At 69.2% G+C, this 14,554-nt stretch carries 11 protein-coding genes; 7 read left to right on the top strand and 4 right to left on the bottom strand.

Annotation, left to right across the window (positions count from 1 at the left end):
* Nucleotides 1-211: 211 nt before the first annotated feature.
* The 7 genes from RM788_RS27150 to RM788_RS27180 all read left to right on the top strand — a co-directional run bounded on the left by RM788_RS27150 (nt 212) and on the right by RM788_RS27180 (nt 8,453).
* On the top strand, nt 212-1,474 hold the full coding sequence (locus RM788_RS27150; RefSeq protein ID WP_315920253.1) for an extracellular solute-binding protein: 1,263 nt from the start codon (nt 212-214) through the stop codon (nt 1,472-1,474).
* Between the two features lie 56 nt (nt 1,475-1,530).
* The gene (locus tag RM788_RS27155; protein WP_399340193.1) at nt 1,531-2,451 is read left to right on the top strand and encodes a carbohydrate ABC transporter permease; all 921 of its coding nucleotides are present in this window, start codon (nt 1,531-1,533) and stop codon (nt 2,449-2,451) included.
* Nucleotides 2,451-3,347, top strand: a complete 897-nt coding sequence (locus RM788_RS27160; protein ID WP_315920254.1) for a sugar ABC transporter permease — start codon at nt 2,451-2,453, stop codon at nt 3,345-3,347. The genes RM788_RS27155 and RM788_RS27160 overlap by 1 nt, the downstream gene beginning before the upstream one ends.
* A gap of 1,203 nt (nt 3,348-4,550) precedes the next feature.
* Nucleotides 4,551-5,657 carry an ABC transporter ATP-binding protein gene (locus RM788_RS27165; protein ID WP_315920255.1) on the top strand — a complete coding sequence of 369 codons (1,107 nt, stop codon included), beginning with the start codon at nt 4,551-4,553 and terminating at the stop codon, nt 5,655-5,657.
* A gap of 150 nt (nt 5,658-5,807) precedes the next feature.
* A complete protein-coding gene (locus RM788_RS27170; RefSeq protein WP_315920256.1) occupies nt 5,808-6,710 on the top strand; it encodes a metal ABC transporter solute-binding protein, Zn/Mn family in 903 nt (300 codons plus the stop codon).
* 13 nt (nt 6,711-6,723) lie between these two features.
* Nucleotides 6,724-7,590 (top strand): metal ABC transporter ATP-binding protein, encoded by an 867-nt coding sequence (locus RM788_RS27175; protein WP_315920257.1) that lies wholly within the window; start codon nt 6,724-6,726, stop codon nt 7,588-7,590.
* Nucleotides 7,590-8,453, top strand: a complete 864-nt coding sequence (locus tag RM788_RS27180; protein WP_315920258.1) for a metal ABC transporter permease — start codon at nt 7,590-7,592, stop codon at nt 8,451-8,453. Before RM788_RS27175 ends, RM788_RS27180 begins: the two co-directional genes overlap by 1 nt.
* A 16-nt stretch (nt 8,454-8,469) precedes the next feature.
* Here RM788_RS27180 and RM788_RS27185 read toward each other — a convergent pair whose 3' ends face one another.
* From RM788_RS27185 to rlmB, 4 genes are all read right to left on the bottom strand, one after another.
* Complete coding sequence (locus RM788_RS27185; RefSeq protein WP_315920259.1) at nt 8,470-9,807, bottom strand: GGDEF domain-containing protein; 1,338 nt, start codon at nt 9,805-9,807, stop codon at nt 8,470-8,472.
* Between the two features lie 408 nt (nt 9,808-10,215).
* Nucleotides 10,216-11,451, bottom strand: a complete 1,236-nt coding sequence (locus tag RM788_RS27190) for an MFS transporter (RefSeq protein ID WP_315920260.1) — start codon at nt 11,449-11,451, stop codon at nt 10,216-10,218.
* Nucleotides 11,452-11,787: 336 nt separating this feature from the next.
* Nucleotides 11,788-13,221: an MBOAT family O-acyltransferase gene (locus RM788_RS27195; protein WP_315920261.1), complete on the bottom strand. Its 1,434-nt coding sequence runs from the start codon at nt 13,219-13,221 to the stop codon at nt 11,788-11,790.
* A 358-nt stretch (nt 13,222-13,579) separates the two neighbouring features.
* On the bottom strand, nt 13,580-14,551 hold the full coding sequence (rlmB, locus tag RM788_RS27200; protein WP_315920262.1) for a 23S rRNA (guanosine(2251)-2'-O)-methyltransferase RlmB: 972 nt from the start codon (nt 14,549-14,551) through the stop codon (nt 13,580-13,582).
* Nucleotides 14,552-14,554: the final 3 nt, after the last annotated feature.

Genomic DNA, 14,554 nt, shown 5'->3' on the forward strand with positions numbered 1-14,554 from the left:
TGCGCTTCGCCGGCAAGTTTTTGCAACGGCAACACCCCATCGTGGTCGGCTTAACACTCATGGGGGCGTCCGTTAAGGCGTGACTACGGGATAAGTCTTGACCTCGCACCGTTCACGGGTATGAAATCCGCGTCAACCTTGATGCAAAAACTTGCAACAACCTCCGCCGGAACACGTCGGCCGAGGCAAGCAGGAGGGAACGACAGCAACGATGCGACGTACAACCCTCGTGACCGCCGCGGCGGCCTGTCTATCCGGCGCGCTGGTGCTCACCGCGTGCGGTGGCGGCGGTTCGACCGGTGCGGACTCGGACTCCGGCGAAGTCACCTTCTGGGACACCAGCGGTCCCAACGAGAGCCCGGTCTTCACCAAGATCGCCCAGGACTGCGCCACCAAGGGCGGGTACAAGGTCAAGACCGAGACGGTCGCGTTCGACGCGGCGCTCAACAACTACAAGACCGCCGCCCAGGGCGGACAGGGCCCGGACGTGTTCCGCGCCGAAGTCGCCTGGGTCCCGCAGCTGGCGAAGAACGGCCTGGTCGTCGACCTCAGCGACACCGACCTCGCCAAGGACACCGGCGACTTCCTGGAGACCCCGCTCGGGTCGACGAAGTTCGAGGGCAAGTCCTACGGCGTCCCCCAGGTCACCGACTCCCTCGCCCTGTTCTACAACAAGAAGCTGCTCTCCGAGGCGGGCGTCCAGCCCCCGAAGACCTGGGCGGAGCTGAAGGACGCGGCCGCCAAGCTCGGCGGCGAGAAGTCGTTCTTCCTCAACAACGACGCCTACTACGCGCTGCCCTTCATCTACGGCGCGGGCGGCGACCTGGTCGACGCCGACGCCAAGAAGATCGTGGTCAACTCCGCGGCCAACGTGAAGGCCCTGGAAACCGCGAAGGGCCTGCTGGACGCCAAGGTGGCCTCGACGGCACTGGACCCGACCAACTCCTACAGCAACATGCAGGCCGCCTTCTCCTCCGGCGAGGTCGCCATGGTCGTCAACGGGCCGTGGTCCGTCGCCGACTACCTCAAGGGCGCCGCGTTCACCGACCAGGCCAACCTCGGCATCGCGCCCGTCCCCGGCGACACCGCGGGCAAGGGCAGCGCCCCGGTCGGCGGCCACGACTACACGATCCGCCAGGGCACCAAGGCCAAGGCGTCGTCGATCAAGTTCATCCAGTGCATGAGCGGCACGGACGCGCAGGTGCAGGTGGCCAAGGAACTGGGGCTGCTGCCGACCCGCAAGACCGCCTACGACAACGCCGACGTGAAGGCGCAGCCCGTCGTGGCCGCGTTCGAACCCGTCGCCAAGGCCGCCCACGCGCGGCCGTGGATCCCCGAGGGCGGACAGCTGTTCGACCCGCTGAAGATCGCCTACGCGGACTTCCTGGCGGGCAAGAAGGACGCCAAGACCGCGCTCGACGAGGTCGCCAAGGCCTACAAGGACCAGGTCGTACCGGAGTACTCGATCGGCTGACGGGACGGCCGCGGGCGAGGACGCCCGCGGCCTCCCCTCGCAGGAAGGGGTTTTCGGTGCGCAAGTTCCTCGACCGCTACTGGTACGCCTACGCCATGGTGCTGCCGGTCGTGGTGGTCATCGCCGTGCTGGTGCTCTACCCGTTGGCGCAGGGCGTCTTCTTCACCTTCACCGACATCAACGAGGCGAACATCGCCAACCCGGTCCTGGACCGGGCGGCCACCTACGTCGGCGTCGGCCTGCGCAACTACCTCAACGTGCTCTCCGGCGACAGCAGCTACGGCTCCTTCTGGTCCACGCTGGTCCGCACGCTCATCTGGACGTTCTCCTGCGTGTTCTTCCACTACACGATCGGCCTCGGCCTGGCGCTGCTGCTCAACCGCGAGGTCCGCGGCCGCGCCGTCTACCGGGTGCTGCTGATCCTGCCGTGGGCGGTGCCCGCGTTCATCAGCGCGTTCACCTGGAAGTACATGTTCAACGCGCAGTACGGGATCATCAACCAGGGCCTGCGCGCCATCGGCTTCGACGACCCGCCGGTCTGGTTGGGCCAGAACGACTGGGCCCTCGTCGCCGTCATCGTCGTCAACGTCTGGCTGGGCGTCCCGTTCATGATGGTGGCGCTCCTGGGCGGCCTCCAGGCCATTCCCGGCGACCTCTACGAGGCGGCCGAGGTCGACGGCGCCACCCCATGGCAGCGCTTCCGCCACATCACCCTGCCGGGGTTGCAGTCGGTGTCCAGCACGGTGGTGCTGCTCGGCATCATCTGGACGTTCAACATGTTCGCGATCATCTACCTGATCACCGGCCCGAACCCGAACACCAGGATCCTGGTGACCTACGCGTTCGAGCGCTTCTTCTCCGGCGCCTCCCGCGACTACGCGATCGCGTCCACCTACGGCGTCCTGATCCTGTCGGTGCTGCTGGTGTTCGCGAGCGTCTACCGGCGCGCGCTGCGCAAGCAAGGCGAGGTGTGGTGATGACGCTAGACGCCAGTTCCCTCAAAGTCGTCCAGGCCGACCGCAAACCCCAGAAGCGCAAAGCCCGTTCGCTCGGCGCCAGCATCGGCCTGCACGGCGCGTTGGCGATCGCCTCGCTGATCGCCGTGTTCCCGGTGTTCTGGGTGCTCGTCACGTCCTTCAAGCCGGACGCCCGCGCGGTCGAGACGACGCCGAAGCTGTTCAACGAGTCCTCTGTGGACAACTACATCGACGTGCTCTCCGGCGACAAGGGCAGCTTCCTGTCGTGGTTCGGCAACTCGGTGCTGATCGCCCTGATGACCACGGTCATCGCGGTCTTCCTGTCGGCCACGACGGGGTACGCGGCGAGCCGCTTCCGCTTCCCCGGCAAGCGCCCGCTCATGCTCTCGTTCCTCGTCGTGCAGATGTTCCCGTTCGCGGTGCTGATCGTGCCGCTCTACAACATCCTGCTGACGTTGGGATTGCAAGGCCAGCAGTTCGGCCTGGTGCTCGTCTACTGCACCACCGCCGTCCCCTTCTGCACGTACATGCTGAAGGGCTACTTCGACACCATCCCCAACGACATCGACGAGGCGGGCCGCATGGACGGCCTCTCCCCGTTCGGCGTCTTCTGGCGCCTGATCCTCCCGCTCGCCAGGCCGGGCCTCGCGGTCACAGCCTTTTACGCCTTCCTCACGGCTTGGGGCGAAGTCGCCTTCGCCTCCGCGTTCCTGTCCGCCGCCGACGAGTCGAAGACGCTCGCGGTCGGGTTGCAGGTGTTCGTGCAGCAGAACCGCACCGAGTGGGGCCACTTGGCCGCCGCGTCGATCCTGGTGGCGATCCCGGCCATCGTGGTGTTCTACCTGGTGCAGCGGTTCCTGGTGACCGGGCTGGCTTCGGGCGCGGTGAAGGGCTGACGCCCGTGGGGGCGCCTCGGCGTCTCCACGGGGTGGCTGGTGGGGGTGGGTCGCTTGCGGGCCGAGGGGCCGGTCCGGTCGTTTGCGGGCCGGGGTTTGGGCCTGGCGGTTTGTCCGCCGAAGGCTGGGTGCGGCCGCTTGCCCGCTGGCGGTTGGGCCTGGTGGTTGGGCTTGGCGGTTGCCCGCCGGGGGTTGGGTGCGGCCGCTTGCCCGCCGAGTTGCCGGCGACGATCGTGCAAGCGCCACCTGCGAGTTCGGCTCGCCGCCGATCTCGTCCGGCTGCTGTGCCGTCCGGCTGACGGCTTCGCTCGCCTGCCGATCTGCTCGCTTGGCGGTCTGCTCGCTTGGCGGTCTCGCTCGGCAAGCCGGTGCGCTCGGCAGGCTCGCTCGGCAAGCCCCGCACTTCTACCGCGGCCTCGCTGACACCCGGCCAGGCAGGCCTCGCTGGCACCCGGTCCTAGCCGGACGCAGGCCTCGTTGGGCGCTGAGCCGGACAAGGCCGCGCCAGTACCGGCTGGTCCGGCAGACAGGGCCGGTGTCCGCGGAGCCTGGCGGGCAGGCGGATCACGTGCGGGCCGGAGCCGGATTCCGCGAGGCGGGTTCGGTGTGTCCGCGGAGGGACTGGGTGGGTGGATCCGGCTCCCAGCGCATAGGCGGGTTCAGTGCATCGGCTTGTCCGGAGCCAGCCTCGGTGCCGGCACCGAGGCTGGCATTGGGCCTGCGCCGATGCCGACGCCGATGCGGGACCGGCACCTCCCTGCACCGTGCACCGCACCTACCGATGCCGACGCGTGACTGGCACCGCACCGCGCCGATACCGACGCGAGACGGGCACCGCACCGCGCCGATGCCGATGCGTGACTGGCACCGTGCCGATGCCGGCACGGCACCGTCGCATCGGCGTCGCGTAACGACAGTCGGCGGTGTGTGGCGACCGATCTATTTTCCACAACGCTGAGAGCGCTTCCACGCGCCACCTCCCCAGCCCCTCGCAGCCGCCCAAACCCCACCGAGACCAAGTATCCCCACCCCCGCCCACCCCCGCGACCTGCCATAACACCCCCACCGTCACCCAATCGAATGAACTTCCCCCGCCCCTCGCCCAAACCCGAAATCCCCCACAACTAGACCAATCCACCCGTTCCCGTAAGCGCTTGCAATCAATACCTTGACGCCAACGCTCGAACCCGAAAGGTGCGTCACATGGCTGAGGTCGCCTACGTCAAGGCTTCGCGGATCTTCACCGGCAACCCGCCGGTCCGCGCGGTGGACGAGTTGTCGTTGGACGTCGCGAACGGCGAGTTCCTGGTGCTGGTCGGGCCTTCGGGTTCTGGCAAGTCGACCGCGCTGCGGATGCTGGCGGGTCTGGAGGACATCGACGAGGGGGCCATCGAGATCGGTGGCAAGGACGTCACGAACGTTCCGCCGAAGGGGCGGGACATCGCGATGGTGTTCCAGTCCTACGCGCTGTACCCGCACATGACGGTCGCCGAGAACATGGGTTTCGCGCTCAAGCTGCGCGGCGTGAACAAGACCGAGATCAAGGAGAAGGTGGGGGAGGCGGCGAAGCTGCTGGACCTCACCAAGTACCTGGACCGCAAGCCGAAGGCGCTTTCCGGTGGTCAGCGCCAGCGCGTCGCGATGGGGCGCGCGATCGTGCGCGAGCCCGCCGTGTTCCTCATGGACGAGCCGCTGTCCAACCTGGACGCGAAGCTGCGCGTGGAGACCCGCGCGAACATCGCGGCCCTCCAGCAGCGCCTCGGCACCACGACGATCTACGTGACGCACGACCAGGTCGAGGCCATGACCATGGGTCACCGCGTGGCGGTCCTCAAGGACGGCCTGCTCCAGCAGTGCGACACCCCGCGCGCGCTGTACGACAAGCCCGCCAACGCGTTCGTTGCCGGGTTCATCGGGTCGCCCGCGATGAACCTCAAGACCGTTCCGCTCACGGCCGAGGGCGCGAAGCTCGACGGCATCGTGGTGCCGCTGCCGCGCGCCGCCCTGGACGCGGCGTCCGGGTCGAGCCTGTCGGAGATCACGTTCGGCATCCGTCCGGAGGCGCTGGGCATCATCCCGTCCACGTCCACCGAGGACGGCCTGGACATGACCGTGGAGCTGGTCGAGGAGTTGGGCGCCGACGCGCTCGTGCACGGCGCGGTCCGCATCGGCGAGTCGTCCGAGCGCTTCGTGGTCCGGGTCGACGGCCGCACGCCGCCCACGCTGGGCCAGCACGTCAAGGTCGCTGTGCGTGACGCCAGCGAGATCCACCTGTTCCACCCGGAGAGCGGCGACCGGCTCACCAACTGACCCACCGCAGCACCGACGAGGGCCACCCGTTCGAGGACGGGTGGCCCTCGTCGCATGTGGGCGACTGGACAGAACGGTGGCAGTGCGTTCTAAGATGAACTCGACAACGGTTTCCATCACCAAAGTTTCACCCTGTCGAGGAGTGCACTGATGACGCTGCGTCACCTCCGAGCGGGCGCGGCCGTCGCTGCCGCGCTGCTGGCCCTGACCGCCTGCGGCGGCGGCAGCACGGAGACGGCCGCCGACGGCAAGATCGCGGTCGTCGCCTCCACCAACGTCTGGGGCAGCGTCGTGGAGGCCATCGGCGGCGACGCGGTGACCGTCCACTCGATCATCGACGACCCGTCGGCCGACCCGCACTCCTACGAGAGCAAGCCCGCCGACGTGGCCGCGCTGGGCAAGGCGAAGCTGGTCGTCTTCAACGGCGGCGGCTACGACGACTTCTTCACCAAGCTCATCGGCGACTCGGGCGCCGACGGCGCCAAGCAGGTCGACGCGTTCGCCCTGTCCGGCAAGGAGGACGGCGTCAACGAGCACGTCTGGTACGACCTGCCGACGGTGCGCGGGGTCGCGGGCAAGGTCGCCGAGGAGCTCTCCGCCGCGGCCCCCGACAAGAAGGACGCCTTCACCGCCAACGTCGACGCGTTCAACGTGGAGCTCGACGGGCTGTCCGCCTCGATCGCCAAGATCGGCACCGACCACCCCGGCGCCAAGGTCGTCGTCACCGAGCCGGTGCCGCACTACCTGCTGGAGGCCGCCGGTGTCACCGACGCCACCCCGGTGGAGTTCACCGAGGCGATCGAGAACGAGACCGACGTGCCCGTGGCGGCCCTGACCGCGACGAACGACCTGGTCACCGGCAAGCAGGTCACCGCGCTGGTGAACAACACCCAGACCGAGAACAGCGTCACCCAGCAGCTCGTCTCCAAGGCGGAGGCGGCGGGCGTCCCCGTCGTGGGGGTGACCGAGACGCTGCCCGAGGGCGTCGCCGGATACCTTGACTGGATGACGAAGCAGGTTGACGCGCTGTCCGGCGCGCTCGGCGAGAAGTGACGACGCTGAAGACATGACCACCGCACCGTCGACCACCACCGACGTGACCCCGGCGGACCACCCCGCGCAGCCGCGCGGGGCGGTCTCGCTGCGTGGTGCCGCCCTCGCCTACGGCAGGCGCGTCCTCTGGGACGGCCTCGACCTCGAGGTCCAGCCCGGCGAGTTCCTGGCCGTCCTCGGCCCGAACGGCTCCGGCAAGACCAGCCTGATGCGGGTGCTGCTGGGCCTCCAGCCGCTCTCGGGCGGCGTCGTGGAGGTCGCGGGCAGCCCACCCGGCCGGGGCAACCGCCGGATCGGCTACATCCCGCAGCAGCGCTCGCTCGACCCGACGCTGACCCTGCGCGGTCGCGACCTCGTCGGCCTCGGCCTCGACGGGCACATCTGGGGCCTCGGCCTGCGCGGCCGCCGGGAGCGCAAGGCCCGCGTGGACGAGGTCCTCGCCGCGGTCGGCGCGACGGACTACGCGGACGCGCCCATCGGCCTGCTCTCCGGCGGCGAGCAGCAGCGGCTGCGCGTCGCGCAGGCGCTCGTCGGCGACCCGCGCGTGCTGCTGTGCGACGAACCGCTGCTGTCGCTGGACCTCGCGCACCAGCGCGTGGTGAGCGACCTGATCGACACCCGCCGCAAGGCCGCCGACACCGCGGTCCTGTTCGTCACGCACGAGATCAACCCGGTGCTGCCGCTGGTGGACCGCGTCCTGTACCTGGTGGACGGTCGCTTCCGGATCGGCCCGCCGAGCGAGGTCATGACGTCGGAGACGCTGTCGGAGCTGTACGGGACCACGGTCGACGTCGTGCGGGTGCGCGACCAGATCCTGGTCGTCGGCGCCACCGGCAAGCTCTGCGAGGACCAGCCGCACCACGTCGTGGATGAGAGCTGATGGACAACTTCTTCGACCTCGGCCAGACGTTCGAGCTGCTGTCGCTCGGCATCGTGCACCGCGCGCTGATCGCGGGGGCCGTGCTCGGCCTGCTCGCGGGCGTGCTGGGGCCGCTCGTCGTGACGCGCAAGATGTCGTTCGCCGTCCACGGCACCAGCGAACTGGCCTTCACCGGCGGCGCCGCCGCGCTGCTGCTCGGCGTCAGCGTCGGCTACGGCGCGGTCGGTGGCGCCGTGCTGGCCGCGCTGCTGCTGGGCCTGCTGAGCCAGAAGGACTCCGAACGGGACTCGGTGATCGGCGCGGTGCTCGCGTTCGGGCTCGGGCTCGGCGTGCTGTTCCTCGCCCTCTACGACGGCCGCGCCACGACCAAGTTCGGCCTGCTCGTCGGCCAGCCGTTCGGCGTGGCGGCGGACAACGTGTGGCAGCTGGTCGGCACGGCGGCCCTGGTGCTGGTCGTGCTGGCGTTCCTCTACCGGCCGCTGCTGTTCGCCAGCGTCGACCCCGACGTGGCGGCCGCCCGCGGCGTGCCGGTGCGCGTGCTGACGCCGGTGTTCGCCGTGCTCGTCGGCATCGCCACGGCGCTGAGCGTGCAGATCGTCGGCGCGCTGCTGGTGCTGGCCCTGATGATCACGCCCGCCGCGGCCGCGTGCCGCGTCACGTCCAGCCCCGGCCGGGCGACGCTGCTGTCGGTCCTGTTCGCCGAGGTGGCCGTGCTGGGCGGCATCGTGCTGTCCCTGGCGCCCGGTCTGCCCGTCAGCGCGTTCGTCACCGCGATCTCGTTCACGATCTACGTGGTCTGCCGGGTCGTCGGCCGCGTCCGCGTCCGGCGCATCGGGAACCGCAGGGTCGCCGTCGCCGCGTGAGCGCGGGTACCGGGCGTCAGGCGGAGCGGCTGACCTCGGCCCCGTTGTTCGACGGGTGGTCGACGCGCGGGCTGGGCAGCGGGATCGCCGTCGCCGGGACCGCGGGCAGGCGGGTGGCGCCGATGTCCACGCCTGCCACCTGCACCTGGTTGCGGCCGTTCTCCTTGGCCACGTAGAGCGCCGCGTCCGCGCTGTGCTGGGCGAGCGCGAGGCTGTCGCCGTCCTCCGACATGACCGCCACGCCGATGGACGCGGAGATCGCCCGCACGTCCGGGCCGTCCTCGTCGCCGGGCGGCAGGGCGCGACCGCGCAACGTCACCGTGTTGCGGTGCTTGTCCGTCGTGGAGACCGCGACCTCGGCGATGGCCTCGCGGATGCGCTCCGCGATGGAGACCCCCTGCGCGAGCCCCGTGTCGGCCAGCACGACGAGGAACTCCTCGCCGCCGTCCCGACCGGCCACGTCGCCCGGTCGGAGCTTCTCGCGCAGGATGCGGCCCACTTCCGCGAGCACGGCGTTGCCCGCCGGGTGGCCCCACGTGTCGTTGATCCGCTTGAAGAAGTCGAGGTCGATCGCCAGCACGGTCACCGGCTGGCCGTCGTGCCGCGACCGCTCGGCCAGCCGGGTGGCGTACTCGGCCAGCCCGTTGGTGTTGAGCAGGCCCGTCCGGTAGTCGGTGTGCGCGTCCTCGGCGAGCTGCTGGTGCAACTGCTCCTGCTCGCTGAGCAACCGCTCGAGGTGGGCCCGCCGTTCCGCCGCGTTGTTCAGCAGGGCGTTGACCAGGACGACCGGCGCGACGAGCAACAAAGGGCCGACCCAGTGCGATGTGATCAACATGCCCAGCATCGCGCCGGCGCCCAGCGTCGTCACCTCGAGCATGTTGTCGACCTTGGAACCGAGGAACTCGACGAGCCGCGTGTGCGGCGTGACGATCTTCAGCGCGACGGCGATCGTGGCGACCTGGGCGAACCAGTTGAGCGCCGCGGCGACGGCCAGGACCAGGACCAGACCGAGGTCGGTGACGATGACGCCGGTGGCGGCGAGCGAGAAACCGGAGAGGTGCACCACGGCCCACGCCAGCATGGTGCTGCCGAGGATGCTGGAGGAGCTGAACACGAACCGGTACGGCTGGCGGCGCGCGATGGGTTGGATGAGAATTCTCATCCAAAGGGTGACGATGACGGCCAGCCCACCGGGAAGCGCGATGGCCGCGGCGAAAGTCCACACCGACGTGAGGTCGATGTGCGGACCCGCGGATTCGTTGCGGCGCGATTCCTCGGCGCGACGGACCATCATCAGGTGAATCGTGATCGCCACGGTGATCGCGCCGAACCGGAGCCAATCCGTAGCCGACACGGAACCGAGGGTGGTGAGCAGCCAGATGGCGGCCCCCGCTACCGCCGATTCGACCAGGATGAAGAACGCCAGTGCCGCCGGACGCAGGTTCCAGAGGTCCCAGTTCCGGATTGGGACCCAACGGGTTGCCCTGGGGGGCTGGTCTTCAGTCAAACTGTCTGTCACCACGTCCCCCCAACCTCACGACGGTCGTCGCGCGCGGTAGTGCCGCTGCCGCGGTGTCCGCCGCGCGCACCTGCCGCTGCCCGAGAACTCGGTGAAGGAGGGTTTGCCATGCGCAACCGCGACATGTGAGACCGCCCTCCCTTCAGTTTGGGACCGAATTCTCACCGTACGTATCCGGAGCCTCGCTGGAAGCGCACGAAGGGACTGTCATGAGTGACAATCGCGATATGTGATGCGTCCGTTTCAGCTGACCACCACTTTCTGGTCGCCGCGCGCCCTGGCCCGGTGCCAGGCAACAGTGGCCTGTGCTGCGAGAAGCAGGCCGATGCCTCCCGCACCGGCGATGGTCGCCGTGATGGAGCCCACAGCGTGGGCGACCACTCCGGCCAGCGCCATGCCACCTCCCTGGCTCGATCGCAGGGCGGCCCGGCCGATCCCGTACGCCCGGCCGCGGTACGCGTCGGGCAGCATCCGCATCCAGGCCGACCGCGCGGGCGTGTGGTACGCGCCCGCCATGCCTGCGATGACCAGCAGGACGATGGTCCAGGTGAGGTTCGGGTTCAGCGCGAACAGCACCAGTGGTGCCAACGACAGGATAGCCAGCGGTCCGATGAGGCGCTCGCGTTTGGCGGGTTCCCGAACCCAGCGGAACAGCACCGCGACGCCCAGCACGTTCGCCGCGGGCTCGATGGCCAGGATGAGGCCGACGGCCCACACCGCATCCAGGCTGGCGGCCAGCGGCACGGCCAGGCCCTCCGGCACCATCGCGAGCCCGGCCAGCAGGCGCATCCCCATGAGGCTGCGCAGTCGCGGTTCCGTGACGAGCAGAGCGAGCACGCCCTGGCGGGGCGGTTCGTCCGACGTGTCGACCTTGCGGCGTCCGCGCGGGTCGGCGGCGGGGCGGAACTTGACCGACGTGTGGACCAGGATGGCGACCAGGACGAACGTGACGGCGTCGACGGCCAGCGCGACGCTGGGACTGGCGGCGGTGACGATGAACCCCGCGGCGGCCAGTCCGGCCATCTGCGCCACGTCCACCGAGGTGCCGAACAGCGCGACCCCGTCGTCGTAGCGCTTGTCGGGCAGCACCGACGGCAGGCTGGCCTCCTGGGCCGCGAGGAACGGCGATGCGGCGAACTGCACCGCGACCAGCAGCGCGATCATCAGCCACAGCGGCATCGACGGCAGCGCCATCAGGCCGACGATCCCGGCCTGGAGCCAGGCGCAGATGATCATGACGGTGCGTCGCGGGTAGCGGTCGGCGAGCCAGCCGAGCATCGGGCCCGCGATCAGCGGCGGGAAGAGCGTCAGCGACCAGGTTAGAGCGGTCCAGAGCGGGGAACCCGTGCGTTCGAACACCAGGAGTGACAGGGCGACCGCGGCCAGTTGGTCACCCGCTGTCGACACCGTCGAGCCGATCCACAGTCCGCGGAACTCGCGGTCGCCTACGAGCGCGCGCAACGTTCCCCTGGAGGTCACAACCCCTCCAGGTCGTTCGGCCCCGAAGAGCGAGTCACGTTACCCCCACCCGAAGTAACCTATTTCTCCGTTAGCACGGTAGAAGCTGTCGGTTGTACAAACTCTGTCCTACCACAGTGTGTACCTGAACGGAGTAGGTCGGTTACATAAGGTAGTTATGATTCAAAATCGTCCCTGGTTAATATTGACAGTTGACGTTGCCTACCGGTGAGTAGGCCTTCTGTGCTCACGCTCGGTGAAAGTTTGCACGGCGAGCGCTCAGCGGGTTGCGCCGAGTGGGTCAGCAGGGTTCCTGCTTATCGCCCAATGTACTGCTGTGTGTCGTTATTCGCTCGATCAGAACTGGTAGTAGAGGAACGGGCTGAACGTGCCCCCGGCGACCAGGATTGCCGCGTACGCCAGGCCGACGGTCATCAGCGAGATCCGGGCGACGTTGGCGATCTTGTCCCTTGAGGACTCCAGATACGGGCCGCTCACGGGGGATGTGGGCAATACGACAATCACCAGGGCGACGACCAGGATCGCCAAGCGCTGATTCGTTGTGGCGGCGCTCACAGCATCGGATACGCCGGAGAAATCGGGCAGCAGCAGATGCCCGAGCATCACCAGCGCCTTGCCGAGGTCGGCCGAGCGGAAGAACACCCAGCCGATCACGACGAGCAGCATCGTCAATGCCCGTCGGGCGAGCCGCGCGTTTTTCCGCTCAGGTGCGGAATCCCATCCGAAACCGCGTTCCACAACGAGCAGCGCGCCGTGGAACAAACCCCACACGAGGAACGTCCAGTTGGCCCCGTGCCAAAAACCGGTGAGCACGAACACGATGCCGAGGTTCCGGTACGTCTTGCCCACGCCATGCCGATTGCCGCCCAGCGGGATGTACACGTAGTCGCGGAACCAGCGCGACAACGACATGTGCCAGCGCCGCCAGAACTCCGTGATCGTGACCGACGAATACGGGCGGGCGAAGTTCTCCGGGAGTCGGAAGCCGAGCATCCGGCCCAACCCGATCGCCATGTCGGAGTAGCCGGAGAAGTCGAAGTACAGCTGGAGCGAGTAGCCGATCGCGCCGAGCCAGGCGATGGAGAAGGTCATCTCGTGCGACGGGGTGGCGAAGCACGCGTCGACCAGCGGCGCCAGCGAGTCCGCGATGATGACCTTCTTGCACAGCCCCAGCGCGAACCGCGGGAAGCCCGCCGCGATGTCGTCCAGGCGGTGCGTGCGCTGCTGGGGGAGCTGGTCGGAGATCTCGCGGTAGCGGACGATCGGGCCCGCCACCAGCTGCGGGAACATCGCGATGTAGGTGATGAACGAGACCGGGTCGCGCAGCGCCGTGCGCTCGCCCCGGTAGATGTCCACCACGTAGGAGATGTGGTGGAACGTGTAGAACGAGATGCCGATCGGCAGGGCCAGGTGGACGACCGGGAGGTCCGCGCCCACGACGCCCGCGATCGCGGCCAGCTGCTCGGTGGCGAAGCCGAGGTACTTCCAGACGACCAGCACGGCCAGGTCGAAACCGATCACGCCGAGCAGGATCTTCTTCCGCAGCGCGGGATCCGCGTCCTCGCGGCCCACCTCCAACCGCGGCCCCGCCAGGTAGTTGACCACCATGCAGGCCAGCAGCAGCAGCGTCGTACCGCCCGCGCCGCTGGCGTAGAAGATCAGGCTGGCGACCGCCACCACGCCGTTGCGCCAGGTCCGGGGGGTGGTCAGCAGGGCCGCTAGGAGGAGCGGCATGAAGAACCACAGGAAGAGGGGGCTGGCGAATGACATCGCCGCGAACCATAGCGGGCGCTCTCCGAGCTTCGCTCACAGTCCTGGTGTTTAGGGGGTGGCCGGGGTCGGGCAGGGGCAGGCACGGGATTGGTCACCACCCACCCTCCCGCGAGTCGAACCCCCAGACACCCCGTGTCGAACCCCCAGGCACCCCTGGACGAGTGGCTCGAGTGTCTGAACGAGGAGGTCTCGATGTCCGGGTGAGGGACACGGGGTGTCTGAGTGTTCGACACGGGGTGTCTGGAGGTTCGACTCGCGAGGTGTTTGGGCGGCTGTGTGTGGTGGGGGAGGGCCGTGGACAGGCCACTGGCCGGTCGTGCGGGTGCACGGACCGGCCAGTGGAGGTGTTGTTCGGTCAGGCCTTGACGGCCGCGCGGCGGCGGCGGGCCACCTCGGCGAGCACCACGCCCGCGGCGACGGAGGCGTTGAGGGACTCGACGCCCGCGGCCATGGGGATGGACACGGTCTGGTCGCAGGTCTCGCGCACGAGGCGGGAGAGGCCGCGGCCCTCGGAGCCGACCACGACCACGAGCGGGCCGGTGGCGAGTTCGAGGCCGTCGACGTCGACGTCGCCGTCGGCGTCGAGGCCGACGACCATGAGGCCCTCGTCGGCCCAGTCGCGCAGCGTGCGGGTCAGGTTGGTCGCCATGGCGATCGGGACCTTCGCCGCCGTGCCCGCGCTGGAACGCCAGGCGACCGCGGTGATGCTGGCCGAACGGCGCTGCGGCAGCAGCACGCCCTGCGCGCCGAAGGCGGCCGCGGAGCGGACCACGGCACCGAGGTTGCGGGGGTCGGTGACGCCGTCCAGTGCGACCAGCAGCGGCTGGTGGCGGGTCTGGCGGGTCATCTCCAGCAGCTCGTCCGGGTGCGCGTAGTTGAACGGCGGCACCTGGAGGCCGAGGCCCTGGTGCAGCGCGCCGCCGGTGATGCGGTCCAGCTCGCCGCGGGTCACCTCGAGCACGGTGATGCCTCGGTCCGCCGCGAGGCGCACCGACTCGGCCACGCGGTCGTCCGCGTCGATGCCGAGCGCCACGTACAGCGCCGTCGCCGGGATGCCCGCGCGCAGGCACTCGACGACCGGGTTGCGGCCCGCGACCGTCTCGGCCTGGCCCTCGTTCTTGCGGCGGGCGCGGGCCTTGTCGCTGTTGGCCGTCTTGGCCGCGTTCGTCGCCCGGCGGTAAGCCGGGTGGTTGGGGCGTTCTACCGCCTTCGGGGTCGGGCCACGACCTTGCAGGCCCTTGGACTTCTGCCCGCCGGAACCGGCGACCGCCCCCTTCTTCGTACCGGGGTTGCGCATCGCGCCCTTGCGCTTGGAGTTACCAGCCACGAG

The organism is Umezawaea sp. Da 62-37 (assembly GCF_032460545.1).
Lineage (GTDB): Bacteria > Actinomycetota > Actinomycetes > Mycobacteriales > Pseudonocardiaceae > Umezawaea.